At 72.7% G+C, this 25,967-nt stretch carries 22 protein-coding genes; 12 read left to right on the forward strand and 10 right to left on the reverse strand.

The features are described from left to right. Positions 1 to 210: 210 nt before the first annotated feature. Positions 211 to 1,962 carry an alpha/beta hydrolase gene (locus ODJ79_RS29920; protein ID WP_263026955.1) on the reverse strand — a complete coding sequence of 584 codons (1,752 nt, stop codon included), beginning with the start codon at positions 1,960 to 1,962 and terminating at the stop codon, positions 211 to 213. Positions 1,963 to 2,417: 455 nt separating this feature from the next. On the opposite strand from ODJ79_RS29920, the gene ODJ79_RS29925 reads away from it, so the two are divergent. Both ODJ79_RS29925 and ODJ79_RS29930 read left to right on the forward strand, forming a co-directional pair. After that, on the forward strand, positions 2,418 to 4,478 hold the full coding sequence (locus ODJ79_RS29925) for an alpha-galactosidase (RefSeq protein ID WP_263026956.1): 2,061 nt from the start codon (positions 2,418 to 2,420) through the stop codon (positions 4,476 to 4,478). Positions 4,479 to 4,665: 187 nt separating this feature from the next. Then, entirely contained in the window at positions 4,666 to 5,619 is a 954-nt protein-coding gene (locus tag ODJ79_RS29930; RefSeq protein ID WP_263027046.1) for an acetylxylan esterase, read from the forward strand. A 9-nt stretch (positions 5,620 to 5,628) separates the two neighbouring features. Here the strand turns inward: ODJ79_RS29930 and ODJ79_RS29935 are convergent, their stop codons facing one another. Next, positions 5,629 to 6,156 carry a hypothetical protein gene (locus ODJ79_RS29935; RefSeq protein ID WP_263026957.1) on the reverse strand — a complete coding sequence of 176 codons (528 nt, stop codon included), beginning with the start codon at positions 6,154 to 6,156 and terminating at the stop codon, positions 5,629 to 5,631. A gap of 106 nt (positions 6,157 to 6,262) precedes the next feature. Here ODJ79_RS29935 and ODJ79_RS29940 point away from each other — a divergent pair, with 106 nt between their 5' ends. Genes ODJ79_RS29940 through ODJ79_RS29950 form a run of 3 tightly spaced genes read left to right on the forward strand, consistent with a single transcriptional unit; the run spans position 6,263 to position 11,094 of the window. Further along, positions 6,263 to 6,586, forward strand: coding sequence for a plasmid stabilization protein (locus ODJ79_RS29940; RefSeq protein ID WP_263026958.1), 324 nt, complete (start codon positions 6,263 to 6,265; stop codon positions 6,584 to 6,586). 57 nt (positions 6,587 to 6,643) lie between these two features. Further along, positions 6,644 to 10,807, forward strand: coding sequence for a SpoIIE family protein phosphatase (locus ODJ79_RS29945; RefSeq protein ID WP_263026959.1), 4,164 nt, complete (start codon positions 6,644 to 6,646; stop codon positions 10,805 to 10,807). Then, positions 10,804 to 11,094, forward strand: coding sequence for an STAS domain-containing protein (locus tag ODJ79_RS29950; protein WP_263026960.1), 291 nt, complete (start codon positions 10,804 to 10,806; stop codon positions 11,092 to 11,094). The genes ODJ79_RS29945 and ODJ79_RS29950 overlap by 4 nt, the downstream gene beginning before the upstream one ends. A gap of 46 nt (positions 11,095 to 11,140) precedes the next feature. On the opposite strand, the gene ODJ79_RS29955 is transcribed toward ODJ79_RS29950, so the two are convergent. Further along, on the reverse strand, positions 11,141 to 11,464 hold the full coding sequence (locus tag ODJ79_RS29955; RefSeq protein ID WP_263026961.1) for a hypothetical protein: 324 nt from the start codon (positions 11,462 to 11,464) through the stop codon (positions 11,141 to 11,143). Between the two features lie 124 nt (positions 11,465 to 11,588). On the opposite strand from ODJ79_RS29955, the gene ODJ79_RS29960 reads away from it, so the two are divergent. The 3 genes from ODJ79_RS29960 (at position 11,589) to ODJ79_RS29970 (ending at position 13,653) form a co-directional block, all read left to right on the forward strand. Next, complete coding sequence (locus ODJ79_RS29960; RefSeq protein WP_263026962.1) at positions 11,589 to 12,308, forward strand: STAS domain-containing protein; 720 nt, start codon at positions 11,589 to 11,591, stop codon at positions 12,306 to 12,308. Further along, complete coding sequence (locus ODJ79_RS29965) at positions 12,305 to 13,222, forward strand: ATP-binding protein (protein WP_263026963.1); 918 nt, start codon at positions 12,305 to 12,307, stop codon at positions 13,220 to 13,222. The genes ODJ79_RS29960 and ODJ79_RS29965 overlap by 4 nt, the downstream gene beginning before the upstream one ends. 98 nt (positions 13,223 to 13,320) lie before the next feature. Beyond that, positions 13,321 to 13,653 (forward strand): YnfA family protein, encoded by a 333-nt coding sequence (locus ODJ79_RS29970; RefSeq protein ID WP_263026964.1) that lies wholly within the window; start codon positions 13,321 to 13,323, stop codon positions 13,651 to 13,653. Here ODJ79_RS29970 and ODJ79_RS29975 read toward each other — a convergent pair. The 3 genes from ODJ79_RS29975 to ODJ79_RS29985 all read right to left on the reverse strand — a co-directional run bounded on the left by ODJ79_RS29975 (position 13,631) and on the right by ODJ79_RS29985 (position 15,851). Continuing rightward, positions 13,631 to 14,509 carry a TolB family protein gene (locus ODJ79_RS29975; RefSeq protein WP_263026965.1) on the reverse strand — a complete coding sequence of 293 codons (879 nt, stop codon included), beginning with the start codon at positions 14,507 to 14,509 and terminating at the stop codon, positions 13,631 to 13,633. The genes ODJ79_RS29970 and ODJ79_RS29975 overlap by 23 nt on opposite strands. Further along, positions 14,509 to 15,534: an NADPH:quinone reductase gene (locus tag ODJ79_RS29980; protein ID WP_263026966.1), complete on the reverse strand. Its 1,026-nt coding sequence runs from the start codon at positions 15,532 to 15,534 to the stop codon at positions 14,509 to 14,511. The genes ODJ79_RS29975 and ODJ79_RS29980 overlap by 1 nt, the downstream gene beginning before the upstream one ends. A 77-nt stretch (positions 15,535 to 15,611) precedes the next feature. Next, complete coding sequence (locus ODJ79_RS29985; RefSeq protein ID WP_263026967.1) at positions 15,612 to 15,851, reverse strand: hypothetical protein; 240 nt, start codon at positions 15,849 to 15,851, stop codon at positions 15,612 to 15,614. 186 nt (positions 15,852 to 16,037) lie between these two features. On the opposite strand from ODJ79_RS29985, the gene ODJ79_RS29990 reads away from it, so the two are divergent. Further along, a complete protein-coding gene (locus ODJ79_RS29990; RefSeq protein WP_263026968.1) occupies positions 16,038 to 16,973 on the forward strand; it encodes an ATP-binding cassette domain-containing protein in 936 nt (311 codons plus the stop codon). Further along, complete coding sequence (locus tag ODJ79_RS29995) at positions 16,970 to 17,731, forward strand: ABC transporter permease (RefSeq protein WP_263026969.1); 762 nt, start codon at positions 16,970 to 16,972, stop codon at positions 17,729 to 17,731. Before ODJ79_RS29990 ends, ODJ79_RS29995 begins: the two co-directional genes overlap by 4 nt. Positions 17,732 to 17,804: 73 nt before the next feature. Here ODJ79_RS29995 and ODJ79_RS30000 read toward each other — a convergent pair whose 3' ends face one another. Continuing rightward, positions 17,805 to 21,008, reverse strand: coding sequence for a BTAD domain-containing putative transcriptional regulator (locus ODJ79_RS30000; RefSeq protein ID WP_263026970.1), 3,204 nt, complete (start codon positions 21,006 to 21,008; stop codon positions 17,805 to 17,807). Positions 21,009 to 21,070: 62 nt separating this feature from the next. Between ODJ79_RS30000 and ODJ79_RS30005 the strand changes: the two genes are divergently transcribed. Beyond that, positions 21,071 to 22,462 carry an amidase gene (locus ODJ79_RS30005; protein WP_263026971.1) on the forward strand — a complete coding sequence of 464 codons (1,392 nt, stop codon included), beginning with the start codon at positions 21,071 to 21,073 and terminating at the stop codon, positions 22,460 to 22,462. Positions 22,463 to 22,467: 5 nt separating this feature from the next. Here the strand turns inward: ODJ79_RS30005 and ODJ79_RS30010 are convergent, their stop codons facing one another. Genes ODJ79_RS30010 through ODJ79_RS30020 form a run of 3 tightly spaced genes read right to left on the reverse strand, consistent with a single transcriptional unit; the run spans position 22,468 to position 24,961 of the window. Further along, on the reverse strand, positions 22,468 to 23,112 hold the full coding sequence (locus ODJ79_RS30010; protein WP_263026972.1) for a 3-oxoacid CoA-transferase subunit B: 645 nt from the start codon (positions 23,110 to 23,112) through the stop codon (positions 22,468 to 22,470). Further along, positions 23,109 to 23,768: a 3-oxoacid CoA-transferase subunit A gene (locus ODJ79_RS30015; RefSeq protein WP_263026973.1), complete on the reverse strand. Its 660-nt coding sequence runs from the start codon at positions 23,766 to 23,768 to the stop codon at positions 23,109 to 23,111. The genes ODJ79_RS30010 and ODJ79_RS30015 overlap by 4 nt, the downstream gene beginning before the upstream one ends. Further along, positions 23,765 to 24,961 carry a thiolase family protein gene (locus tag ODJ79_RS30020; RefSeq protein WP_263026974.1) on the reverse strand — a complete coding sequence of 399 codons (1,197 nt, stop codon included), beginning with the start codon at positions 24,959 to 24,961 and terminating at the stop codon, positions 23,765 to 23,767. Before ODJ79_RS30020 ends, ODJ79_RS30015 begins: the two co-directional genes overlap by 4 nt. A 70-nt stretch (positions 24,962 to 25,031) precedes the next feature. Here ODJ79_RS30020 and ODJ79_RS30025 point away from each other — a divergent pair, with 70 nt between their 5' ends. After that, the gene (locus ODJ79_RS30025) at positions 25,032 to 25,919 is read left to right on the forward strand and encodes a LysR family transcriptional regulator (protein WP_263026975.1); all 888 of its coding nucleotides are present in this window, start codon (positions 25,032 to 25,034) and stop codon (positions 25,917 to 25,919) included. Positions 25,920 to 25,967 lie beyond the last annotated feature (48 nt).

The raw sequence follows: 25,967 nt of genomic DNA on the forward strand, positions 1-25,967 counted from the left end.
AACCTGGGCTGATGCCCGGAAAGGTGTTTGCGCCCCGACTTCGAGCGCGCTGACCCGACTCGAAACGCTGTCCTAGGAACCTGGGCCGGTGCCCTGCCCGGAGACGCGACGCGGCGCCCGTTGCCGGGCGCCGCGTGCTCATGACTGATCGGGGCTGACCGTTGCCGCCGCTCCCCGTCGAGGACGGCGTGGGTCACTTCCGATCGATTCCTATCGGGTGCCGTTCAGCGTGGAGGGCATCGGCGGGCCCGCCACCGGCGCCCTGTGGTCCTGCGCGGCCGTCGCCTGCCGCTTCGACGCGCTCAGCGCCGAGTCGGTCGGCAGCGGCTCGAGGAACGGCTGGTAGGCGCCCTGGCAGAGCGTCCCCTTGGCCGGCAGCGTGCCCTTGAGCAGGTAGTTGTCGATCGCGTTGGTGGCGCAGTCGGACGTGCCGTACGACGTGTGCCCCCAGTTCGTGTTCGACAGCAGACGGCTGTTCGGCAGCAGCTTCGAGGCCGAGACCGCGTCGTCGTAGTTGGTCGCCGGGTCCCACTGGGTGCCGACGATCAGCACCGGCGCCGCCGTCTTGCGGTTCCACGGCCCGGTGTACGCGTCCTCGTCCCGCACGGTCCAGGTGTTCCGCGCGCACGGCACGGTCGACCAGCCCCAGGCCCGGCCGAAGTACGGCGCCCGCTTGTCGGCCTTCACCATCAGCGCCGGCCACTGGCCCGCGTCCTGCGGGTGCAGCGCGTCGGTGCAGTCGACGCCCAGGAAGGTCTCGAAGCCGTTGTCGTACGGGAAGTCCCGAGCCGGCTTCTTGGCGCGGGCCTGCTTGATCCGCGCGATCAGACCGGTCTTCGCCTTGGCTCGTGCCGCCGCCTGGCTGGCGGGGTTGAGCAGGGTCCAGACGAACTGCGAGTCCTGGGTGACCCAGTCGCCGGCGCCCACGTCGTACAGGTCGCCGAGGATGCCGCCGACGAAGTCCGCGTAGGTGATCGTGTAGCTGCCGGACTCGTCGGTGACCACCAACGGCTTCTGGCGAAGCTTCTGAGCGATCGTGTCGAAGTTGGCCACCGGGTCGCCGGCCGCGAACGCGCAGTACTTCTCGCCCGCGGCATCGCACCGCTTCAGGATCTCCTGCAGCGCCCGGTACGCGCCGTCGGCCGAGCGCAACCGCTGGTCCTGCTCCTGGTTCGCGGTCGCCTTGGTGCCGACCCAGTGCGACGGGTCGAGCACGCCGTCCACCACGATCGCCCGGAACCGGTCCGGGAACATGTTGGCGTAGTACTGACCGATCGCGGTGCCGTAGCTGAAGCCGAGGTAGCTCAGCTTCTTGTCACCGACCGCGCGGCGCAGGACGTCCATGTCCCGAACCACCTCGGCGGTCGACATCGAGCCGGACAGCGGCTTGCCCGTGGACGAGCACGCCTTGCCCAGCTGCTTGGCCGCACCGACGTACTTCTGCTCCTCGGCCTTGCCCCACGGGAACGCGACGTTCATGTTGTTGAGCACCACGGTCTGGTCTTTGACCGTCTTGAAGCACTTCACGTTGGTGCTGCTCGCGACGCCGCGCGGGTCGAATCCGACGATGTCGAACCGGTCGAGCAGCGACGGGCTGAGGAAGTACTGCGCGAACATCGCGATCTGCGTGCCGGAGCCGCCCGGTCCGCCCGGGTTGAGGAACAGGCTGCCGATCTTGTGTTTCTGGTCCTTGGCCTTGACGCGCAGCAGCGCGATCTCGGTCTTGGGCCCCTTCGGGTTGTCGTAGTCGAGCGGGAGCCAAGTCGTCGTGCACTCGGCGGTGTCGTAGCACTTGTACCAGCCGAGCCTCGGCGTGGGTACGCTGTCGACCCGCTTACGCTCCTGAGCGGACGTCTGATCTGTCTTGGCGGCGGTGGCGGCCGCGGCCGGCGCCGCGGCCCCGGCCATGAGCACACTGGCGACCATTCCGGTCACCAGCACGGTTCTGCCGAGACGTGGCATGCACGATTCCCTTCCGTTGTTCGAGCGCGGCTTCGTCGCCGCGATCGGGATAGTAGGGAGTGAATGCCACACATGCGCATGGACCAATGTCGAAACAACCCGGTAATGTTTCCCATTGAGCAAAGGTGCGCACGATTTAGTGCCAGCAAAACCGAGCTAGTGTGCCGCAAAATAAAATTCTTTTCACGGACGTGTCGCCGTCCGCCATTTCGTCGACGATTTAACAACGCCGTCCGCGTGTTTCCAGAACGCAGGCGTTCCCATTCTTTGCCCAGTTATTTGCTGCGCGTCTCAACCGAGGCTGGGAACTCACGGCGGCGGCACCGCGGACCATTCCTCGAACGGGAGCGGACCGACGGCGAGCGGGCCGCCCGGTAGGGGGTAGCCAGCGACGAAACGCCGATCCAGCGCTCGGCAAGCACGACTTAGCCCGCGTGATCCGCTAGGAATTCGGTATGACCGTCACTTTTGCCACCGATCGCCGCCTTTGGCTGATAAACACCCCGACCTTCGGGTACGCCGCCCGGATCGACGCCGACCTGGGCGTCCGGCACGTGCACTGGGGCGCGCCGATCTCCCTGGTGACGGCCCGCGCCCTGGCCGAGGCGGCACCCGGCTCCGCGGGCGGCAGCTTCGAGCAGGGCCCCGGCGTGGCGGAACTGCCCGTCGAGGGCGGCGACCGGTTCGGGCCGGCCGGCCTGATCGTCCGCTTCGCGGACGGCGCCCGGGCGGTCGAGTGGGAGTACCGGGAGCACGAGATCGGCGAGGACGAGCTGGCGATCCGGCTCGCGGACCGGTTCTACCCGCTCGAGATCGTTCTGCACTATCGGGCCCGCGGCGGCGCCCTGGAGCGGTGGACATCGGTCACCAACACCGGCGCCGAGCCGATCACGGTGCTCCGCTGCGACTCCGCGGCCTGGACCGTGCCGCACCGGCCGGACTACCGGCTCAGCCACCTGGTCGGCGCCTGGAACAGCGAGTTCCGGCTCCGCCGGGAGCGGCTGCCGGTGGCCGAGACCGTGCTGACCAGCCGCCGCGGGATCACCAGCCACCACGCGAACCCGTGGCTGGCGGTCGACGACGGCACCGCCGGCGAGGAGCACGGCGAGGTGTGGTCCGCGGCGCTGGCCTGCAGCGGCTCCTGGCGGGTGACCGTGCACCGCGACCCCGGCGGCCACACCGGATGGACCGGCGGGACCGGGCACGAGGGCCTGGTGTCGCGTCTGGAGCCGGGCGGATCGCGAGAAACGCCGATCTTCGCCGGCGTGTACACCCCGGACGGCTTCGGGGCCGCAAGCCGCGCCTGGCACGACTACCTGCGCGCCGCGGTGCTGCCGTACCCCGGCGAGTCGCGGCCGGTCCTCTACAACTCCTGGGAGGCAACCGGCTTCGACGTCGACGAGAGCGGGCAGCTGGCGCTGGCGGCGAAGGCCCAGGAGCTGGGCGCCGAGCTGTTCGTGCTGGACGACGGCTGGTTCGGCGCCCGCACCAGCGACCGGGCCGGCCTCGGCGACTGGCACCCCGACCCGCGCCGGTTCCCGCGGGGACTCGCGCCGCTCGCCGACGAGGTCCGCCGCCTCGGCATGCGGTTCGGCCTCTGGGTCGAGCCGGAGATGGTCAACCCCGACAGCGACCTCTACCGTGAGCACCCCGACTGGGTCCTGCACGAGCCGCACCGCCGCCGCACCGAGATGCGCCATCAGCTCGTGCTCGACCTGGCCCGGCCGGAGGTCCGCGACCGGACACACGCCTGGCTCGACCAGCTGGTCGGCGAGCTGCGCCTCGACTACCTCAAGTGGGACTGCAACCGTCCGCTCACCGAGGCCCCGGACGACGCGTACGAGGGCCAGGCGCGGGCTGTCCACCAGATCATGGATCGGCTCCGCGCCGACCATCCCGGGCTGCGCATCGAGTCGTGCGCGGGCGGCGGCGGCCGGGCCGACCTCGGCATCCTGGCCCGCACCGACCAGGTGTGGACGTCCGACAACACGGATCCGGTCGACCGGATCGCCATCCAGCACGGCTTCGCCCAGCTGTTCCCGGCGCAGGTGATGAGCGCCTGGGTCACCGACAGCCCGAACGTCGCCACCGGCCGGGTCACCCCGCTGCGGTTCCGCTTCCACGTGGCCATGGCCGGGGTGCTGGGCCTCGGCGGCGACCTCACCGCGTGGACCCCCGAGGAGCTGGCCGAGGCGGCCCGCCTGGTCGCCCGTTACAAGATCATCCGACCGGTCGTGCAGCACGGCTCGGCGTACCGGCTGACCGGCGAGGGGGCGCTCACCGGCGTGCACTACGTGCGTGGCGACGACCACGTGGTCCTCGCCTGGTGCCCGGCCCGCCCCTTCGGGCATTCCCCCGGGCCGCTCCCGCTCACCGCGGTGGAGGCCGGCGCGGAGTACCGGAATCTCGACACCGGCGCCACCCATTCCGGGGAGGAGCTGCTCCGGCGCGGCCTGCCGCTCGACCTGCCGGCCGGCGACCACGCCAGCGCACTCGTCCGGCTCCGGCGGAGCTGACCCGGGGTGGCCCGGCGCGACCACGCCGGCGCGCTCGTCCGGCTCCGGCGGAGCTGACCCCGCCCGCGGCCGCCGGCGACCCCGGCGCGTCGCTGCCCTTCCGCACCGGCATCGAGGTCCATGATGGGCAGATCGTCCGACGACCCCCCCCCCCCACCGGCGTGCACAGGAATGCGAGGCCGTGCTGATGGCGCAATTCGACCTCTCCCCCGCCGAGCTCGCCTCCTATCGGCCGGCCGTACCGGAGCCCGCGGACTTCGACGACTTCTGGCGCAAGACCCTCGACGAGGCCGCCGGCCACGACCTGGCGGCCACCTTCGAGCCGTACGACGCGCTGATGCCCGGCGTCGAGATCTTCGACGTGCGCTTCACCGGCTTCGGCGGCCAGCGGGTGGCCGCCTGGTTCCTGGTACCCCGGCACACCACCGGTCCCCGGCCGGCCGTCGTTCAGTTCATCGGGTACGGCGGGGGCCGTGGCCGGCCGCACGAATGGCTGCTCTGGCCCGCCGCCGGCTACGCCGTGCTGGTGATGGACTCGCGCGGCCAGGGCGACGGCGACACCCCCGACCTGCCCGGCGTCGGCCCGCAGCACGTGGGCCTGATGACCCGCGGCGTCCTCGACCCGATGCAGTACTACTACCGGCGGCTGTTCACCGACGCGGTCCGCGCGGTCGACGCCGCCGCCGGCCGCCCCGAGGTGGACGCGTCCCGGATCGTGGTGGCCGGCGGGTCGCAGGGCGGCGGCATCGCCCAGGCCGTGGCCGGCCTGCGCCACGACATCGCCGGCGCGATCGTCGACGTGCCGTTCCTGACCTTCTTCCGGCGGGCCACCGAGATCTCCGACGCTTACCCGTACCGGGAACTCGCCGACCTCTGCGCCACCAACCGGGACAAGGTCGAACAGGTCTTCGAGACGCTCGGCTACTTCGACGGCGTCCACTTCGCCGCCCGCGGCCGGTGCCCGGCCCTCTACACCGTCGGCCTGATGGACGCGGTCTGCCCGCCCTCGACCGTGTACGCCGCGGTCAACCACCGCTCCGCCCCCACCGAGGTGCTGGTCTGGCCGTACAACGGGCACGAGGGCGGCGCCACCTTCCAGCCCCCGGAGAGCCTGCGCTGGCTGCGCCGGCTGTTCGGCTGACCGGTCGGCTCAGTATCCCGGCACGTGCCGCATCAACTGGCGCAGCTGCCGCTGGAAGGCTTCGGCGGTCCCCTCTGACGTCGTGCGTGGCGCGGGGAGATAGTAGCTACGCCCCGAGAACGTGCGCACCTTGACGAGGGTGACGCTGCCGTATCGGTGGAGCCACCACCGGCCGGCGCCCCAGTCGCCCCACGTCTTCGCCTCCAGGATGTCGATCTCCGCCCAGCGCAGCCGGCGGCCACGCCACAGCCTCGACGTCCGCAGCCCCACCGGGTCGATGTGCACCCACCCGTAGGCGACCCGCACGTGGTAGCCGGCGATGACCACCATCAGGGCTGCCCACCCCAGCGCCCAGGCCACGTCGGCTGGCGCGAACGGCGGGCGCAGGTTGATCGCCGCCGGCATCAGGGCGATCGCCACGCAGATGCCCGCCCGCTGGAAGTACGCCCGACGCTCCGGCCCCGCGAGGCTCAGGTGCGGCGACTCGGGATGCCGCCGGGACAACGTCCGGCCGCGGCCGCGGGCACGTCTCGCCATGAGCAGCACGCTACAACGGCCGGCAACCGCCGACGATCACCGAGTTTCGCCCCGACCAGGTCTGGGGATCTGTAGGGCGAAGGACGACCACAACCGGGAGGCGATCATGCCGGCAGGATCCAGCCCGAAGCGGGAACGGCAGTACGAGCACATCAAGGACAGCGTCAAGCAGCGCGGCGGCTCGACGAAGCGGGCCGAGGAGATCGCCGCGCGCACCGTGAACAAGGAGCGGGCGCGGGCCGGCGAGTCGAAGACCGCCAGCCGGTCGTCGATCAAGGACGTGTCGTCGGGGCACCGCGGCGGCAAGCGGTCGCACACCGGCGCGCAGGGCCGCACCAAGGAGCAGCTCTACAACGAGGCGAAGAAGCGCAACATCCAGGGCCGCTCGTCGATGAGCAAGGCCGAGCTCGAGCGCGCCCTGGCCCGCTGAGAATTCGCCCGTCCGAGTGGTGAGCAGCCCCGGCGACGACATCCTAAGCTGACATCGATGAGCGATCTGGGGTTTGCCGGCGGAGGTGACGTCGGCCGGGACCTCGAAGCCGTCGGGTGGGCGGCGACGCCGCTCGGGTCACCGGACGGCTGGCCGCAGAGCCTGCGCACCGCGGTGAGCATCCTGCTGGCGTCGCAGTTCCCGATGTGGATGGCGTGGGGGCCCGAGCTCACCTTCTTCTGCAACGCCGCATACCGGCGGGACACGCTGGGCGACAAGTACCCGTGGGCGCTGGGACGCCCGGCCGGCCAGGTGTGGGCGGAGATCTGGGGCGACATCGGCCCGCGGATCGAGACGGTGCTCTCCACCGGGCAGGCGACCTGGGACGAGGGTCTGCTGCTGTTCCTGGAAAGGTCCGGGTACCCCGAGGAGACGTACCACACCTTCTCGTACAGCCCGCTGCGCGACGACGACGGCGAGCTGGTCGGCATGCTCTGCGTGGTCAGCGAGGACACCGACCGGGTGATCGGCGAGCGGCGGATGGCGACGCTGCGCGACCTCGGCTCCGATCCCGGTTCGGTCCGCTCCGAACAGCAGATGCTCGCCTTCGCCGGGGTGCAGCTGGGGCGCAACCCACACGACCTGCCGTTCACGCTGACCTACCTGTTCGACGACGGCGCCACCCGGCTGGCCGGAGCGACCGGCATCCCGGCCGGGCATCCGGCGGCCGACCCGCGGGTCTGGCCGGGCGAGACGCCGGCGCTGGTCGAGCTGACCGGGGAGCCGTTCGGCGACCTTCCGGCCGGCGCCTGGCCGGAGCCGCCGACCCAGGCGCTGCTGGTCCCGCTGGCGCAACCGGGCGGCGTCCCGTACGGCTTCATGGTCGTGGGTCTGAATCGCTACCGCACCCTGGACGACGGCTATCGCGGGTTCATCGAGCTGGCCGCGCGGCATGTCGCGGCCGGCATCGCCAGCGCCCGCGGCTACGAGGCGCAGCAGCGGCGGGCCGAGGAACTGGCCGAGCTGGACCGGGCGAAGACCGCGTTCTTCGCCAACATCAGTCACGAGTTCCGCACCCCGCTGACCCTGATCATGGGGCCGGTGGACGAGTTGCGGTCCCGGTGGGCGCCGGCCGACGATCGCGTACGCGCGGAGCTGGACCTGATCCACCGCAACGGCCTGCGCCTGGGCAAGCTGGTCAACACGCTGCTGGACTTCTCGCGGATCGAGGCCGGCCGGATGCAGGCGCGGTTCGAGCCCGTCGACCTGGCCGCCGCCACGGCCGAGTTGGCCAGCGTGTTCCGGTCCGCGGTCGAGCGGGCCGGGCTCACCTTCGAGGTGCGGTGCCCGGCGCTGGCCGAGCCGGTGTACCTGGACCGCGGCATGTGGGAGAAGGTGGTCCTCAACCTGCTGAGCAACGCGCTGAAGTTCACCTTCACCGGCGGCGTGCGGGTGGCGGTGCGGGCCGGCGGCGACCGGGCGGTGGTCACCGTGGCGGACACCGGCGCCGGCATCCCCGAGGCGGAGATGCCGCGGCTGTTCGAGCGCTTCCATCGGGTCGAGACCACCCGGTCCCGCTCGAACGAGGGCAGCGGCATCGGCCTGGCCCTGGTGAAGGAGCTGGTCGAGCTGCACGGCGGCACGATCACGGCGGCGAGCACGGTCGGCGCCGGCACCACCTTCGAGATCCGGCTGCCGTTCGGCTCGGCGCACCTGCCGGTCGACGCGCTGGTCTCCCCCGGCGGGCCGGCCACGGTCCCGGCCGCCGCCGAAGCCGCCGCCGAACCGTACGTCGTCTCGGGCGCCGCCGAACCGTACGTCGTCTCGGGCGCCGCCGAACCGTACGTCGTCTCGGGCGCCGCCGAACCGTACGTCGTCTCGGGCGCCGCCGAACCGTACGTGCAGGAAGCTTTGCGGTGGACGGGCACCGAGGACGAGGCCCCGGTGGCGGACGCGGCGAAGGTGCGGGTGCTGGTCGCCGACGACAACGCCGACATGCGCGACTACCTCACCCGGCTGCTGGGCTCGGCCGGCCACCACGTGCGGACGGTGGCCGACGGGCAGGCCGCGCTGGACGCCGCCCGCTCGTACCGGCCGGATCTGATCGTCAGCGACGTGATGATGCCCGGCCTGGACGGGCTCCAGCTGGTCGCGGCGCTGCGCGCGGACCCGCTGACGGCGAGCACCCCGGTGCTGCTGCTCTCCGCCCGGGCCGGCCAGGAGGCCTCGATCGAGGGCCTGGAGGCGGGCGCCGACGACTACCTGGTCAAGCCCTTCTCCTCGGCGGAGCTGCTGGCCCGCGTACGGGGCAATGTGGCGCTCGCCCGCCTGCGCAACCATCACCTGCGCTGGCGCACCGCGCTGGTCGACTCGCTGCAGGAGGCGTTCTTCGTCTGCGACGACCAGGGCGCCATCATCGAGATCAACTCGACGTTCACCGACATCCTCGGGTACGGCCCCGAGGGCCTGCCCTACCAGCCGATCCACCCGTGGTGGCCGGACCGGGCCACCGACCCGGACGGCTACCGCCAGGTGTCCGACGCGTTCGCGATGCTGCTGAAGCAGCCGCGCGGCACGTACACCATCCCGGTCACCCACCGCGACGGGCACCGGCTCTGGGCAGCGGCCGCGTTCAGCCAGGTCACCGACCCGGAGACCGGCCGGCGGGTGATCGTCGGCACGTTCCGCGACGTGACCGCGGACCACTACGTCGTGCAGCGCGACGGAGCGCTCGCCACGCTGAGCGTCCGGCTGTCGCAGGCGGAGACCCTGGCCGGGGCGCTGCGCGGCGCGCTCACCGCGCTCGCCGAGCTGTGGCAGGCCACCCGGGTGTACGCCGCGATCTTCGACGGTGCCGACCGGCCGGCCGTCATCGCCACCGATCCCGAGGTGAGCTGGGACGGCCTGCCCGAGCCGCGCCGCGCGGCGATCCGCGCACTGCGGGACGGCGCGCCGCTGACCCCGCGGGCCGAGCGGACCGGCGGCGCCGGGGTCGCGCTCGAGCACCCGAGCGGGACGCTGGTGCTCTGGATCGAGCCGGGCGCGAACCGGCCGTTCACCGAGCAGGACCAGACGCTGCTCGGGCTGCTGGCCGGCTACCTCGGGCAGGGGCTGCACCGGGTGCACCAGAACGACCAGCAGCGGGAGACCGCCCTCGCCCTGCAACGGGCCATCCTCGGCCCGGCGCAGCTCCCGCCGGGTTTCGCCGTCCGCTATGAGCCCGCCACCCGCCCGCTGAAGGTCGGCGGCGACTGGTACGACACGGTCACCCTGGCCGGCGGGCGGATCGGCATCGTGGTCGGCGACTGCGTCGGGCACGGCCTGCAGGCGGCCACCGTGATGGGCCAGCTGCGCAGCGCCTGCCGGGCGCTGCTGCTGCAGAACACCGACCCGGCGCAGACCCTGACCGCGCTCGACCGGTTCGCCGCCCAGCTGCCCGGCGCCATGTGCGCCACGGTCTTCTGCGGCGTCCTCGACCCGGCCACCGGCGACCTGGCCTATTCGAGCGCCGGCCATCCCCCGGCCGTGGTCAGCGGCCCGGACGGCGCGACCACCCTGCTCGACCAGGGAAGATCACGACCCTTGGGGGTACGCTCGGTCACCGACCGGCCGGAGGCGAAGTACACCATGCCGGCCCGGGCCACCCTGCTGCTCTACACCGACGGGCTGGTCGAGCGCCGGCGCCGGCCGCTGAGCGCCGGGATCGACCAGGTGACGGCCGCCGTCCGGGCGGGCCGCTCGGCCGCCCTGGAAGACCTCGCCGGCGACGTGATGGCCGGCATGTCCCCGCCCGGCGGCTTCGACGACGACGTGGCGCTGCTGCTCTACCGGCACCCCGGCCCGCTGGAGGTGGACTTCCCGGCCGCGTCCACCTCGCTGGCGGCGGTCCGCTCGTCGCTGCGCGGCTGGCTGGCCCGCTGCGGCATCGACCCCGAGACGGCGCAGAACGTGCTGGTCGCGGCCGGCGAGGCGTGCGCGAACGCGATCGAGCACGGGCACCGCCACGGCCCGCCGGGCCGGATCCGGCTGCACGCCGCGGCGAACGCCGAGGAGATCCGGCTGACCATCGCCGACAGTGGCCGGTGGAAGACCCCGCAGCCGGACGCCAACCCGCACCGCGGCCGCGGCTTCCTGCTGATGCGGGCCCTGATGACCGACGTGACCGTGACGACCGGCCCCGGCGGCACCGTCGTCGGCCTGCAGGCGAGGATTCCCGGATGAGCACAGCGCTGACGCTCACCACCGGCACCCGGCCGGACGGCACGGTGGTCCTCGCCGCGGTAGGTGAGATCGACATGAGCAACGCCGAGAACTTCTCGGCCGCGCTGGCCGGGACCGGCGACGGCGCGTTGGTGGTCGACCTGACCGGCGTGGAGTACATCGACAGCGCGGGCCTGGCGGCCATCTTCCCGTACCTGGAACGGGTCCACCTGGTCGCGACGCCGCTGCTCGCACCGGTCCTGACCATCGCCGGCCTGGACGACCTGACGACGGTCGAGGAGCGCTGAGATCTACCTCCGGCCGGTCTGCCGGTGGCCGGCCTTCCGGACGGCCTCAGGCGACCCGTGGCGTACGAACCGCCGGAAGTGCTGCCCTGCTCACGTCGCCGGTCTGCTCCGGGGATGGCGTCGCCGGCTGACGGGTGGCCGCCTCCGCCTGCGCGTTCGCCGGGCTGTCGAGGTCGCCGGCCGACCGCTCGACCTGTGACAACAACGCGACGAGTCGGGCCACGTCGCCGGTGGCGAGCTGGAAGGTGCCTCGGCACACCGTGTCCGCCCACAGCGACACCACCACCACGCCGGGGCCTTCGTGGTAGCTGACCCGCATCCTTCGATCGCCGCCACGCATGTCGGTGAAGAGATCACCCACAGCGGGCATCGGAAAGACCTCGCCCATCGCCGCAGTCTCCCGAATCGACGACTTCAAGTAAAGAAGAGTTCCCATCCGGTTCGGCTCGTGTGGCGGATGGCGCAGCGGACGGCAATGCAAGACGATGAGGCATGTGGCACCGCTCACATACGAACAGCAGCAGATCGGTGACAGGCTGTTGGTGCGACTGTCCGGCGAACTGTCGCTGGCGAGCGCTCCGGCGGTTCGAGCGGCGCTGCTGAAGGCCCTGGTGGAGCAGCCGGGCGCGGTGGTGGTCGACCTGACCGAGGTGCGCGTCCGCCAGCCGTCCGCGATGGCGGTGTTCACCGCGATCGGCCGGCAGGCCGCGATGTGGCCCGGCACCCCGCTGCTGCTGTGCGCCCGCGACGAGCAGACCACCCGAGCGCTCGCCATGAACCGGAGTCTGCAGGTGTTCGCCACGGTCGAACAGGCCCTGTCCGTACCGGCCCGGCGCCGGACGGCGCTGATCTCCGACACGCTGCTGCCGGTGGCCGAGGCCGAGGCCCGGGCCCGGGAGCTGGCCGCCGACGCGTGTGACCGCTGGCGGCTGCCGCATCTGGTCGGCCCGGCCTGCCTGATCGCGGGTGAGCTGGCCGCGAACGCCGCCGTGCACGCCGGCACGCTGGCGGCGATCCGGCTGTCGGTCGGGCCCCGCTATCTGCTGATCAGTGTCCAGGACGGATCCACCGACAAGCCACGCCCGGGCGAGGCACCGGACACCGGGCGTGGTCTGTTGCTGGTGGCCGCGACCGCACACCGGTGGGGCTGCCACCTGCGCGACGACGGCAAGGTCGTGTGGGCCAGCCTCCGCATCCGGGACGCGCGGCCATGAGGCGTGACCAACCACCGTTCCTGCTGTACGACTCCGGCGCCCGGGCTCGCGAGCAGGCGGTCACCGTCCACGCCGACCTCGACACCGACCGGACCGGGATCACCGTCCGCGGCGACTTCGACACCGCCCTGATCGAGATCACCGTTCGCGGCCGCTGGACCGACGCGCTGCAGACCACCACGGCCGCGGTGCTGCGCGACTGCCTGGTCAGCCGGCCCGCCGGCATCCTCGCCGACCTGCGCGGGCTGGCCGACGCCACCGGCGCCGGCGCCGCCCTGTGGAGCGCCGCCCGCCTCTGGGGCACGCAGGCAGCGAACCCCGTGCCGCTGGTGGCGTGCCTGCCCGCCACGGCGCCGCTGGCCACGATCCTCGGCCGCCGCGACGCCCGCTGGGGCCTGCCCGTCCATCCGTCGCCCACGCAGGCTCGAGCCGCCCTGACCGCCGTCGCGGAGCGCCCCGACCGGGTGACCCTGCACCTCGACCCCGAGCTCGACACGCTGTCGCCGGTCACCCGAGCGGTCGCCGAGGCCTGCGCCGCCTGGGGAGTGCCGTCCCTGACCCGCCTGGCCACCGCGGTGCTGACCGAACTGGTCGCGAACGCCCTCGAACACGCCGAGACCCGGGTCGGCGTCGCCATCGGCCGCCAGTCCCACGGCCTGCACCTGACCGTGCACGACCGCAGCCCCCGATTCCCGCACCTGACCGTGGGCCCCGCCCGCGACCCCGGCGACCCGGACGGCCGCGGCCGCGGGCTCCGCGTGGTCCATACGACCACCACCGCCTGGGGCGCCCTCCCCACCCGCGACGGCAAAATCGTCTGGGCCATCCTCACCGCCCCCGACCCCCGCCCGACCCGCCGCACCCGGCCGGGCCAAACCCCCAACCGAACCCGCTCCATCGACTGGCACGACTGACCCGGCTCTCGGCGCGTTCAGCGGCGGCCGCCGCGTCCGGCCCTTGGTCATCACCGGCGCGGCGGCGCCCGCGAGACGGAGATATGGTGCGATCAGGTATGACGATCTTCCGGTCTCTGCTGCTGTTCGTGGTCGCCGCCGTGGCGGAGATCGGGGGCGCGTGGCTGATCTGGCAGGGCGTGCGGGAGCACCGCGGCCTCCTGTGGGTCGGCGCCGGCGTCGCCGCGCTCGGGGCGTACGGCTTCGTCGCCACGCTTCAGCCGGACGCGAACTTCGGCCGGATCCTGGCCGCTTACGGTGGCGTCTTCGTGGCCGGCTCGCTTGGCTGGGCGATGGCCGTCGACAGGTATCACCCCGACCGCTACGACGTGATCGGTGCGCTCATCTGCCTGGCCGGGGTCGGCGTCATCATGTACGCGCCTCGGCCGTGACCGGATAGTCCACGTACGCGAACGAACCCGAGTCCGGCGACCAGCTGTTCACGTTGATGGTCCCCTGTCCCCCGGGCAGCGACACCACCGTGCGCGGCGAGTCCCACCGGTCGGCGGAGACGAGCCGCAACTCGACCGGCAGGTCGGCCGGGTGCCCCTGGGTGCCGGGCGGGTAGCTGAGGTAGACCACCAGCGAGCCGTCCGGCGAGAAGTGCGGGAACCAGTTCACCCGCTCGTCGGACGTCAACCGCTCGAGACCGGTCCCGTCCGGCCGGATCCGAGCGATCTGCGCATGACCGAACCGCTCGGTGTTGAAGAAGATCCAGTCCCCGGCGGGCGTGTACTCCGGGCCGTCGTCGATGCCGCCGGGCGGCGTGAGGCGGGCGTCGCCCGTGCCGTCCGCCCCGATCGTCCAGAGGCTCGCCGTGCTCCAGTCCTTCTCCTCGACCCCCACGTACGCGAGGGTCCGGCCGTCCGGGCTCACCCCGTGCAGGAAGTGCATCTTGCGCTCGTCAGAGGTGATCCGGCGGACCGGGCCGCCGGCCGGCGAGCCCGCGTGCAGCTGCCCGTCCCCGGCGGAGAGGTAGACCGTCTCGTGGCCGGGCGCGAGCACGTGGTCGTTGTTCAGCTCGGGGACGCCGCGCAGCGGGATCGGCCGGGGCGCCGCCGACCCGTCGGCCGGCACGCTCCACAACAGACCGTTGCCGTTCAGGATCAGGTCGCCGCTCGCGGTCCAGTTCGGCGCCTCGTAGAGCACGGTCGAGCTGGCGTGCACCAGATGCGACACACCGGTGCTGATCTCGTACGTGTGAATCCGGCAGACCTGGCCGGCGGCGAGCCGTCGGGCGTACCCCATCAGGCGGTCCCGCCGACGTCGATCAGCACCTTGCCGACGGCGCCGTTCTCCACGGCGCGGTGCGCGTCGGCGGTGCGTCCGATCGGGAAGCGGGTCAGCGGCAGCCCGTGCTCCGCGCCGACCGGCAGCGCGCCGTCGGCGACGGCGGCGGCCACGTCCTCGGCGCCCGCGGCGAGCGCCTCCGACCCGACCGTGTAGAGCACCAGGAACTGGAAGCGGGTGTTCAGCGTCATGTTCTGCCGCACGTCCAGCTCGACGCGTTTGGCGCCGTCGTTGGCGTACGTGGAGATGGTCCCCCTGGTGCGCAGCACCGCCAGGTCGAGGGCGAGGTTCGCACCCAGCGCCACCTCGGCGATCAGGTCCACGCCGTCCGGCGCGATCTTGCGGATCTCCGCGGCCGGGTCGTCCTCGCGGTAGTTGAGCACGTGGTGGGCGCCGGCGGCGGTGGCCAGCCGGGCTTTCTCCGGGCCGCTGATCGTGGTGAGGACGGTGGCGCCGGCCCAGCGGGCGAGCTGGATCGCCGCGTGCCCGACCGCTCCGGCCCCGCCGGCGACGAGCACCACCTTGCCGTCGAGCGCACCGGGATGCAGCCGGCGGGGCCCGTCCTCGGCGACGGTGAGCGTGCGGTGCGCGGTGAGCGCGGGCACGCCGAGCGCGGCGCCGAGGTCGAAGCTCGCGTCATCGGGGAGCGGCACCGCCCGGTCGGCGGGCACCACGACCGCCTCGGCGACCGTGCCGACCTGCCGCCCGGCGCCGGCCAGGAACAGCCACACCCGCTCGCCGATCCGGCCCCGGTCCTCGCCGGGACCGACCGCGTCGATCACGCCGGCGCCGTCCAGGCCCGGGGTGACCTCGGCGTACAGCTTCGGGTTGGTGGCGCCGGAGCGGGTCTTCCAGTCGGTCGGGTTCACGCCGGACACGGCGACCCGCACCCGCACCTCGCCGGGACCGGGCTCGGCCGGTTCCCGGTCGTGAAGTTCGAGCACCTCGGGCCCACCGTTGTCGCGGTAGATGACGGCCTTCATCCAGCCTCCTCATGCGACAGTGCCAACCTGTCGCAGAGTAGTACGGATGTCCGCGTCCCGCCGGGAAAGGCGACGCCTCAATGCTGGCCGGCGGTTCGCAGCCGGGCGGCTTTCACGGTCGTGCGCCGCGGCCCGACGATCCGGCCGTCGGGGCACACCTCGACCCCCTGCACGTCGTACCAGGTCTCGCCGTCCCGCGTCCGTGGCCGGGACCAGTCGACGCTCTCGACGATCATCAGCAGCGCTCCGGCGCCGAAGAGATAGTCGTTCTCGTCGAATGTCCACACCCGCCGTTCCGCTTCATCCCGTACCGCCATCACCCCAGCATCCTCCAGAACATGCGTCGGCACACGCGTCTGCACGTGCATTCGCTCCCCCGTTGGTGGGTTTCTATCCGGAACGGCACCGATCCTTATCCGTACGTCCGAGGCCGGCATCGATGACAGGGGCCGTGACAGAGCCGTGTCAGAGCGGTGACAGGGCGGCCCTCGATCGTTCTTGGCATGAGTTCAGCGATTGAGGTTTCGCAGCTGCGCAAGGCCTTCGGGGAGCGGACGGTCCTCGACGGCATCGATCTGGAGGTGCCCACGGGCACGATCTTCTCCCTGCTCGGGCCGAACGGCGCGGGCAAGACCACCACGGTGAACGTGCTGACCACACTGATCAAGGCGGACGCCGGCTCGGTGCGGATCGCCGGTCACGACGCCGCCACCGAGGCGAAGGCGGTGCGCGCCGCGATCGGCGTCACCGGCCAGTTCGCGGCGGTCGACGACCTGCTGACCGGGCAGGAGAACCTTCAGCTGATGGCCGACCTGCACCGGGTCGGGCCGGGCGCCGGCCGGCTGATCGGCGACCTGCTGGAGCGGTTCGACCTGGCCGAGTCGGCGGGCAAGCTCACCTCGACGTACTCCGGCGGCATGCGGCGCAAGCTGGACCTGGCGATGACCCTGGTCGGCGACCCGCGGATCATCTTCCTCGACGAGCCGACGACCGGGCTGGACCCGCGCAGCCGCCGCACCATGTGGGGCATCGTCCGGGACCTCGTGGCCGGCGGGGTCACCGTCTTCCTGACCACCCAATACCTCGACGAGGCCGACCAGCTGGCCGACCGGATCGCCGTGCTCGACCAGGGCCGGTTGGTCGCGCAGGGCACCCCGGCCGAGCTCAAGCGGCAGATCCCGGGCAGCCACGTACGGCTGCGGTTCGCCGACCTGAGCACGCTGGACGCGGCGGCCCGGGTGCTGGCCGGCGCCACCCGCGACGACGAGGCGCTCACCCTGCAGGTGGCCGGCGACGGCGGCACCAAGTCGCTGCGCTCGCTGCTGGACCGCCTCGCCGAGTACTCGCTCGACGCCGAGGAGCTCTCCGTGCACACGCCGGACCTCGACGACGTCTTCCTCGCCCTCACCGGACACGACACGGAGGTCTCCGCCAAATGAGCACCGTCGCATCCCCCCTCGGCGACTCGGCGATCATGCTGCGCCGCAACTTCAAGCACACCCTCCGGAACCCGACCGCGGTGTTCAACGCGGTGCTCTTCCCGGTCGTCATCATGCTGATGTTCGTATATCTGCTGGGTGACGCGTTCAGCGTCGGTGTCAAATACGTCGACTACGCGACGCCCGGCATGATCGTGCTGGCCATCTGCTACGGGCTCGGGTCCACCGCGACCGCGGTGAACTCGGACATGACCAAGGGCATCATCAACCGGTTCAAGGTCATGGACGTCTCCCGGGGCGCGGTGCTGACCGGCCACGTGATCGCCAGCCTGCTCAACAACGTGATCGCGGTCGCCGCCATCGTGGGCACCGCGTTCGCGCTGGGCTTCCGCCCCTCGGCGAGCCTGGCCGGCTGGCTCGGCGTGCTCGGCATGGTGGTGCTGGTCGGCTTCTCGATCGGCTGGTTCACCGTGGCGCTGGGCCTGGCGGCCAAGAGCGTGGAGACGGCGGGCCTGGCCACCGTGCCACTGATCATGCTGCCGTTCCTGAGCACCGCGATCGTGCCGGCCGACAAGATGGGTCCGGGCGCCAAGCAGTTCGCCGAGTACCAGCCGTTCACGCCGATCATCGAGACCTTCCGCGGCCTGCTGACCGGCACGCTGCACGCCGGCGACGCGATCGCCGCGATCGCCTGGTGCGCCGGGATCGGCGTGGTCGGCTACCTCTGGGCGGTGTCCACCTTCAAGAAGCGAGCGTGACCGGTCGTCACCGTCAAGAAGCGAGCGTGACCGGTCGCCACCGTCAAGAAGCGAGCGTGACCGGTCGCCACCGTCAAGATGCGAGCGTGACCTCGGCCAGCTGAGCCCAGCCGGTCTCCGCCCCTTCAGCGATCGCCTCGGCGTGCTTCTCGCCGAGGCGATCGCGCGTTTCCCGATCGATGCGGTCCTCGTCCGGAAGAGCAAAATCCTTGAGCCCGCGTACGCCGGCGGCCGCCCCGATCAGCCGGGCCGCCTGCGCGTACTCGCCGTCCCGCAGGGCCAGGTCCGCCACCCCGACCAGGGCCTGCGCGATGACCGGCGCGTGGCCGGCCTCGGTCGCCGCCCGGAACGCCGCGGCGCGGTGCCGGCGTGACTCGCCGAGGTCCGCGGTGAGGTAGCCGAGCAGGTCCTCCAGCATGGCGCGGACGTTCGCCCGGGTGGCGTCCTCACCCAGCCAGGCGGTGGCGGCGGCGACCTGCCGCCGGGCCTCGGCGATGTCGCCCTGCCACCGGGCGAGCTCCGCCTTGGCCAGGGCCAGCTCGGCCCGCGAGGCCGGCCAGGCGACCCGCTCGGCGTACCGCTGGGCCTCGGCCATCGCGGCCGCGCCGGCCGGCTCGTCGCCGGCGAGCCAGTACAGCTGGGCCTGGCGCGACCGGATCGGCACCACGTCCTCGATCGCGCCGACCTCGATGACCACGGCGTACGCCTCGTCGAAGCGCGCACAGGCGGCGGCGAGCTCACCCCGGGCGGCGAGCCGGCCGGCCAGCTCGGTCAGCGCGAACGAGATGCCCCACCGCTCGCCGAGGGCGCGGAACTCGGCCAGCGCACCCTCCAGATAGGCGTCCGCCTCGCCGCCGCCCTGGCCGGTCATCACCCGCATCTTGCCCATCTGCAGCCGGGCGAGCGCGCGGGCCCACGGGTCCTCGTCGGTGAGCAGCGGCTCGTACGCGACCAGCATCGCCTCCGGCGTGCGCAGCATCCGTTCCAGCGCGCCGACGAACCGCACCGCCGGGTGGCCGCCCTCGATCCGCCGGCTGAGCTCGTACGCCCGGTGGATCCATTCCTGCGCCCGGTACTGGTCGGCGTGCCCGGAGGTGAGGAACATCGTCGCGAAGGCGTACACCACGGCCCGGGTCTCGTCGCCGACCTCGCCGGGCACCGCGGTGGCCGCCATGATCAGCTCGTTGCCCTCGGCCTTGTGCCCGGCGAGCCACCAGTACCAGCCGGCCGCGGCCGCGAGGCGCATCGCCGGGCCGGCCTCGCCGGCCGCGAGGGCACCGCGCATCGCGGCGGCGAGGTTGTCGTGCTCGCCCTCCAGCACGGCGAGCCACTCCATCTGCTCGGCCCGGCGCAGGTGCGGCTCGGCGGTCTCGGCCAGCTCGGTGAAGTACGCCAGGTGGGCCCGGCGGGCGAGCTCGGTCTCCCCGGCCTCGGCGAGGCGCTGCTGGGCGTACTCCTTGACGGTCCCCAGCATCCGGTATCGCGGCGCCCCCTCGCCCACGGTGACCACCAGGGACTTCTCGGTCAGCGCGGTGAGCAGCTCGAGCACCTGCCACGACTCGACCTCGCCGCCGGAGGAGCCGGAGGACCCTGAGGAGCCGGCGGACCCTGAGGAGCCGGAGGAGCCGGAGGAGCCGGAGGAGTCGGAGGAGCCGGAGGAGTCGGAGGAGCCGGCGCAGACCCGCTCTGCCGCCTCCAGGCTCGCGCCGCCGGAGAAGATCGAGAGCCGGCACAGCACGGTCCGCTCGGCGTCGGTGATCAGCCCCCAGCTCCAGTCGATCACCGCGCGCAGCGTGCGGTGCCGGGGCAGCGCGGTCCGGCTGCCGCCGGTGAGCAGGCGGAACCGATCGTCCAGCCGATGCGCCAGCTGGTCCGGCGACATCGTGCGCAGCCGGGCGGCGGCCAGCTCGATGGCGAGCGGAATCCCGTCCAGCGCGCGGCAGATGCGGGCCATGACGGCCAGGGTCGCCGCGTCCAGGGCGAGATCCGGGCGTACGGCCGAGGCCCGGTCGATCAGCAGCCGGACGGCCGGCGCAGACTCGATCTTGACAGGGTCGGCGTCCACATCGGGCAGCGCCAGCGGGACCACCGCCCAGAGCGCCTCGCCGGTGATGCCGAGCGGCTCCCGGCTGGTGGCCAGGATCCGCAGCCGCCGGCACTCGCCGAGCACCCGATGCGCGAAGGCGGCCGCCGCCTCGATGACGTGCTCGCAGTTGTCCAGGATCAGCAGCGCGTCCCGATCGCGCAGCGCGGCGACCACCCGGTCGATCGGTTCGCCCTCCGGCGCCTCGCCGAGCAGCGAGTCGCGCAGCCGCAGCGCGCCCAGCGTCGCCTGCGCCACGTCGCTGTCCGGCCCGATCGGGGCCAGCTCCACCAGCCATGCCCCGTCCGGAAAATCGCCGAGCACGGTACGCCCGGTCTCGGTGGCCAGCCGGGTCTTGCCGGTGCCGCCCGGCCCGGTCAGCGTGGTGAGGCGGTGCCCGGCGATCAGCTCGCGGACCGCGTCGACGTCCCCGCCCTTGCCCACGTAGCTGGTCAGCTCGGCCCGCAGGTTGGTGGCCCGCTCCGGCTCGAGCGGGCCGCCCTCGCCCCGCAGCAGCGCCACGTGCAGGGCGGACAGCTCCGGCGAGGGGTCGACGCCGAGCGCGTCGGCGAGGGCCTCCCGAGTGCGCTCGTACGCCAGCAGCGCCTCCGAGGTGCGCCCGCTCGCGGCCAGCGCCCGCATCAGGGCGGCGGTCAGCCGTTCGCGCAGCGGGTGGGCGGCGACCAGCGCGGTCAACTCGGTGACCAGCGCCGCCCCGCGGCCCTGCCGGGCCTCCGCGTCGAACCACTGCTCCTGGGCGGTCAGCCGCAGCTCCTCGAGCCGAGTGACCGCCGCGTCGAAGGCGCCGCTGTCGGCGAGCCCGACGTCCTGCATGGCCGGCCCGCGCCACAGTCCGAGCGCCTCACCGGGCCGGCCGGCGGCGACCAGGCGCTCGAACCGTGCGGCGTCGACCGCGTCCGCCGGGACCCTCAGCCGGTAGCCGTCGGTGTGCCCCTCGACCGAGCCCTCCGGCAGCACCTTGCGCAGCCGGGACACCAGGCGGTGCAGCGCGTTCGCGGCGTCGGCGGGCGGCTGCTCGCCCCAGATCCAGTCGACCAGGGTCGCCTTGCCCACCACCCGGCCGGGCTCGAGCGCGAGCGCGACCAGCAGCGCGCGCAGCCGCGCGCCGGGCACATCGGCGAGGCCGCCGTCGTCCGTACGTACCTCGAACGAGCCGAGAATCCCGATCTGCACGCGCAGATTTTGCCACGCGCGAGCGAACCCTCTCGTGTCCGAGCGTCTGGCAGCATCGAGACATGGAGATCATCGACTGGACCGCGGCCGAGCTCTCCGCCGCCATCCGCGACCGGGTCGTCAGCTGCGTCGAGGTGATGACCGCCTATCTCGACCGGATCGAGGAGGTGAACCCGGCGGTCACCGCGATCGTCGCCCTGCGTCCCCGGTCCGAGCTGCTGGCCGAGGCCGCGGCGAAGGACCGGCCGGGCGCGTATCAGGGCTGGATGCACGGCTTCCCGCACGCGGTGAAGGACCTCGCCGACGTACGCGGCATCCCGACCACCTTCGGCCTGCTCCCGCCCGGCCTGGCCGGGCCCGCGGCGGCCGACTCGCTGTTCGTCGAGCGGATCCGGGCGGCCGGAGCGATCTTCATCGGCAAGACCAACGCGCCGCAGCTCGGGCTCGGATCGCAGACCTACAACGACGTGTACGGCACGACCCGCAACGCCTACGACCACTCCAGGACGGCCGGCGGGAGCAGCGGCGGAGCGGCGGTCGCGGTGGCGCTGCGCATGGTGCCGGTGGCCGACGGCAGCGACTTCATGGGCTCGCTGCGCAATCCGCCGGGCTGGAACAACGTGTACGGGCTGCGTCCGTCGCCCGGGCGGGTGCCGTCCGAGGGCGGGGACCTGTTCGTCGCCCAGGCCGGGGTGGAGGGGCCCATTGCCCGTACCCCCGAAGATCTGGCCTTGTTGTTCGAGACGATGGCCGGGTACGACGACCGGTTCCCGCTCTCGCTGCACGGCGATCCGCCGCGACGCACCGGCCGCAAACGGGTCGCGTGGTTCGGCGATCTCGGCGGCTACCTGCCGATGGAGCCCGAGGTCCTCGAGGTCACCCGGGCGGCGCTGGCGACCTTCGAGGCGCTGGGCATGACCGTGGACACCCTCGACGAGCTGCCCGCGTACGGCGATTTCACCGGCAACGACAGCCTCTGGCCGGCCTGGCTGACGCTGCGGCACTGGCTCGCCGGGTCGGCGGTCAAGGCGGCGTTCGACGTGCCCGCGCTGCGCCCGTTGCTGAAACCCGAGGCCATTTTCGAGTACGAGGGACTGCACCGGCTGACCGCCTCCGACGTCCTGGCGGGGTCGTCGCTGCGCAGCGATCTGTACCGGGGGGTGCGGGAGCTGTTCCGGACGTACGACTATCTGGTCCTGCCGTCGGCCCAGGTGATGCCGTTCGACGCGGCGGTGCACTGGCCGGCCCGGATCGGCGACGCCGAGATGTCGTCGTACCACCGGTGGATGGAGGTCACCACGATCGGCACCTTGCTCAACGCGCCGGTGCTGGCCGTGCCGGCCGGGTTCGGCCCGTCCGGCCTGCCGATCGGGTTGCAGGTCATCGGCCGCAACCACGACGACCGGGCCCTGCTGGAACTGGCCCGGTCGTGGCACGACCAGCGAGGCGGCTGACCCCTTCAGCGCGCCGGCGCGGCCTCGACGAGCGGCACCGGCAGCCGCTCGGCGAGCTCGCCGAACGAGATGCCGAACGTCTCCCGCACCACCACCCCGTCGGGTGTGATCAGAAATGTCGCGTGGTCGGTGTAGACGCGGTCGACGCAGCCGACGCCGGTGAGCGGAGATGAGCACTTCTCGACGAGCTTGGCCGAGCCGTCCTTCGCGAACAACGTCATCATCACGAAAACGCTCTTCGCGCCGATCGCGAGGTCCATCGCGCCGCCGACCGCCGGGATCGCGTCCGGCTCGCCGGTGTGCCAGTTGGCCAGGTCGCCGCCGACCGAGACCTGGAACGCGCCGAGCACGCACACGTCGAGGTGGCCGCCGCGCATCATCGCGAACGAGTCGGCGTGGTGGAAGTAGGCCGACCCGGGCAGCTCGGTGACCGGAATCTTCCCGGCGTTCATCAGGTCGGGATCGATCTGCTCGCCGGTGGCGGCCGGGCCCATGTTGAGCATGCCGTTCTCGGTGTGCAGCACCACGCCCGAGTCGGCCGGCAGGTGGTCGGCGACCAGCGTGGGCAGACCGATCCCGAGATTCACGTACGCACCCTGCGGGATGTCCTTCGCGATCAGAGCCGCCATCCGATGCTTGTCCAGACTCATATGGCCACCACCCGGTCCACATAGATGCTTGGTGTCACGATCGCTTCGGGATCGAGGCGGCCGGTCTCGACCACCTCGCTCACCTGCGCGATCACCAGCGTCGCCGCGGTCGCCATCACCGGACCGAAGTTGCGGGCGGTCTTGCGGTACACCAGGTTGCCCATCCGATCAGCAACGTGCGCGCCGATCAGCGCGACGTCCCCTTTGATCGGATACTCCAGCACGTAGGTGCGGCCGTCGATCTCGCGCACCTCCTTGCCCTCGGCGAGCGGCGTGCCCACGCCGGTCGGGCAGAAGAACGCGCCGATCCCCGCTCCGGCCGCGCGCATCCGCTCGGCGAGGTTGCCCTGCGGCACCAGGTCCAGCTCGATCTTCCCGGCCCGGTACAGCCCGTCGAACACCCAGGAGTCCGCCTGCCGCGGAAACGAGCAGACCATCTTGCGTACGCGTCCCGCGGCCAGCAGAGCGGCGAGGCCGGTGTCGCCGTTCCCGGCGTTGTTGGAGACCACGGTGAGGTCGGTGGCGCCCTGCTCGATCAGCGCGGCCACGAGGTGGACCGGCATGCCGGCCATCCCGAAGCCACCGACCAGGACCGTCGAGCCGTCCTCGATCCCGGCGACCGCCTCGAGCGCGCTCTGGTAAACGGTCGCGCTCACGCTGTTACGTTTTCCAGCACGACGGCGAGGGCCTGACCGACGCCGATGCAGATCGCCGCGACGCCCCAGCGCTCGCCCGAGGTGCGCAGCCGGTGGGCGAGCGTGCCGAGGATCCGGCCACCGGACGCGCCGAGCGGATGGCCGATCGCGATCGCTCCGCCCTTCGCGTTCACGATGTCCGGGCCGCTCATGCCCTCGGCGAGCCAGGCGTCGACGCAGGCGATCGACTGGACCGCGAACGCCTCGTTCAGCTCCACCGCGGCCACCTCCGGCCACCCGATCCCGGCCCGGCGCAGAGCCCGGCCGGCCGCCTCGACCGGGGCGTAGCCGAACATCGGCGGCTCGACCGCGGCGACCCCGCGGCCGGCCACCCGGGCGAGCGGCGCGGTGCCGATCAGGCCGGCCGCCGACTCGGAGCCGAGCAGGACGGCCGACGCGCCGTCGTTGAGCGGGGACGCGTTGCCCGCCGTGATCGTGCCGTCCGGCCGGAACGACGGCTTCAGCCGGGCCAGCTTCTGCGCCGAGGACCCCGGGCGGATGCCCTCGTCGCGGGACAGGTCGACGCCCTCGACCGGTACCACGAGGTCGTCGTAGAAGCCGGCCGTCCAGGCCTCGTCGGCCAGGTTGTGCGACCGCGCGGCGAACTCGTCCTGGCGTACGCGGGAGATGTTGAACTTGTCGCCGAGCAGCTCGTTCGCCTCGCCCAGCGAGACCGTCCACTCCTTCGGCATGTTCTCGTTGACCAGGCGCCAGCCCAGCGTGGTCGACACCGCGGTCACGTTGCCGGCCGGGAAGGCGCGCGACGGCTTCGGCAGCACCCACGGCGCCCTGGTCATCGACTCGACCCCGCCGGCCACCACGACGTCGGCGTCGCCGGACTCGATCGTGCGCGAGGCCATCATCGCCGCGTCCAGCGACGAGCCGCAGAGCCGGTTGACCGTGGTCGCCGGCACCTCCACCGGCAGGCCGGCGAGCAGCACCGCCATCCGGCCGACGTTGCGGTTGTCCTCGCCGGCCTGGTTGGCGCAGCCCCACACCACGTCGCCGATCGCGGCCGGGTCGAGGCCGGGCGCCTGGCCCAGCACGCCGCGCAGGGCGGTCGCGGCCAGGTCGTCCGGGCGGACCTCGGCGAGGGCGCCGGCGAACCGGCCGAACGGCGTGCGGGCGGCGGCGTACAGGAAGGCGTCGTTCACGATTCCACCCTACGTTTGCCCGACCGATTGGCTCCAATACTGAATTACCTGTGATTGATAATGTCGCGTTATGGAACTCCGCCACCTGCGCGCCTTCGCCGCCCTCGCCGCCGAGGGGCATTTCGGGCGGGCCGCCGAGCGGCTGCACATCGCCCAGCCTGCCCTCTCCCAACAGGTCAAGCAGCTGGAACGCGAGCTCGGCGTGGGCCTGGTCAGCCGCACCACCCGGCGGGTCGAGCTGACCGAGGCCGGGCGCCGCTTCGCCGAGCACTGCCACGCCGTGCTCGGCTCGGTCGACCGGGCGGCGACCGACATGGCCCAGGTCGCGTCGGGGCTGGCCGGGCGGGTCTCGGTCGGCTTCATCGGCACCGCCACGTACGACCTGCTGCCGCTGGCCGCCCGCGAGGTGCGCGACGCGCTGCCCGGCGTGCGGCTCGACCTGCACGGCGAGCTGCTCAGCCCGGCCCTGCTCGACGGGCTGGTCGACGGCTCGTACGACCTGGTGGTGCTGCGCCCCGACGGCCTCGACCGGCCGTCGGCCGACCTGCGCGTGCTGCGCACCGAGCGGCTGGTCGCGGTGCTGCCCGACCACCATCGCCTGGCCGGACGGTCCCGGATCGACCTCGCCGAGCTGGCCGGCGAGCCGTTCGTCATGCACTTCTCCGGCCACCGGTCCTCCATGCACGAGCGGGTGCTGGCCGCGTGCGCCGCCGCCGGGTTCCGGCCACCCTCGATCACCGAGGTGGGCGAGACGGCGACGCTGGTCGTCTTCGTCGCGGCCGGGCTGGGCGTGGCCCTGGTGCCGTCGCCGGTGCGCAGCCTGGCCCTGGCCGGCGTCGCGTACGTCGAGCTCGCCGAGCCGGCCACGATCGACCTGGCCCTGGCCACCCGCACCGGCGAGACGTCGCCGGCCGTCCACCGCGTCGCGGCCATCGTCACCGACCTGGCGACCCGGTGAGCCCTCCGGTGCAGCGGGCGTGGTAGTCGTCCCGAGGAACGGGTATAC

Origin of the sequence: Actinoplanes sp. KI2 (assembly GCF_025630775.1) — a bacterium.
Classification (GTDB): Bacteria; Actinomycetota; Actinomycetes; order Mycobacteriales; family Micromonosporaceae; genus Actinoplanes.

Excerpts from the sequence above, each read along its gene's own strand:
- ODJ79_RS29920 (WP_263026955.1), bottom strand. The coding sequence starts at position 1,962 with ATGCCACGTCTCGGCAGAACCGTGCTGGTGACCGGAATGGTCGCCAGT.
- ODJ79_RS29925 (WP_263026956.1), top strand. The coding sequence starts at position 2,418 with ATGACCGTCACTTTTGCCACCGATCGCCGCCTTTGGCTGATAAACACC.
- ODJ79_RS29930 (WP_263027046.1), top strand. The coding sequence starts at position 4,666 with ATGGCGCAATTCGACCTCTCCCCCGCCGAGCTCGCCTCCTATCGGCCG.
- ODJ79_RS29935 (WP_263026957.1), bottom strand. The coding sequence starts at position 6,156 with ATGGCGAGACGTGCCCGCGGCCGCGGCCGGACGTTGTCCCGGCGGCAT.
- ODJ79_RS29940 (WP_263026958.1), top strand. The coding sequence starts at position 6,263 with ATGCCGGCAGGATCCAGCCCGAAGCGGGAACGGCAGTACGAGCACATC.
- ODJ79_RS29945 (WP_263026959.1), top strand. The coding sequence starts at position 6,644 with ATGAGCGATCTGGGGTTTGCCGGCGGAGGTGACGTCGGCCGGGACCTC.
- ODJ79_RS29950 (WP_263026960.1), top strand. The coding sequence starts at position 10,804 with ATGAGCACAGCGCTGACGCTCACCACCGGCACCCGGCCGGACGGCACG.
- ODJ79_RS29955 (WP_263026961.1), bottom strand. The coding sequence starts at position 11,464 with ATGCCCGCTGTGGGTGATCTCTTCACCGACATGCGTGGCGGCGATCGA.
- ODJ79_RS29965 (WP_263026963.1), top strand. The coding sequence starts at position 12,305 with ATGAGGCGTGACCAACCACCGTTCCTGCTGTACGACTCCGGCGCCCGG.
- ODJ79_RS29970 (WP_263026964.1), top strand. The coding sequence starts at position 13,321 with ATGACGATCTTCCGGTCTCTGCTGCTGTTCGTGGTCGCCGCCGTGGCG.
- ODJ79_RS29975 (WP_263026965.1), bottom strand. The coding sequence starts at position 14,509 with ATGGGGTACGCCCGACGGCTCGCCGCCGGCCAGGTCTGCCGGATTCAC.
- ODJ79_RS29980 (WP_263026966.1), bottom strand. The coding sequence starts at position 15,534 with ATGAAGGCCGTCATCTACCGCGACAACGGTGGGCCCGAGGTGCTCGAA.
- ODJ79_RS29985 (WP_263026967.1), bottom strand. The coding sequence starts at position 15,851 with ATGGCGGTACGGGATGAAGCGGAACGGCGGGTGTGGACATTCGACGAG.
- ODJ79_RS29990 (WP_263026968.1), top strand. The coding sequence starts at position 16,038 with ATGAGTTCAGCGATTGAGGTTTCGCAGCTGCGCAAGGCCTTCGGGGAG.
- ODJ79_RS29995 (WP_263026969.1), top strand. The coding sequence starts at position 16,970 with ATGAGCACCGTCGCATCCCCCCTCGGCGACTCGGCGATCATGCTGCGC.
- ODJ79_RS30005 (WP_263026971.1), top strand. The coding sequence starts at position 21,071 with ATGGAGATCATCGACTGGACCGCGGCCGAGCTCTCCGCCGCCATCCGC.
- ODJ79_RS30010 (WP_263026972.1), bottom strand. The coding sequence starts at position 23,112 with ATGAGTCTGGACAAGCATCGGATGGCGGCTCTGATCGCGAAGGACATC.
- ODJ79_RS30025 (WP_263026975.1), top strand. The coding sequence starts at position 25,032 with ATGGAACTCCGCCACCTGCGCGCCTTCGCCGCCCTCGCCGCCGAGGGG.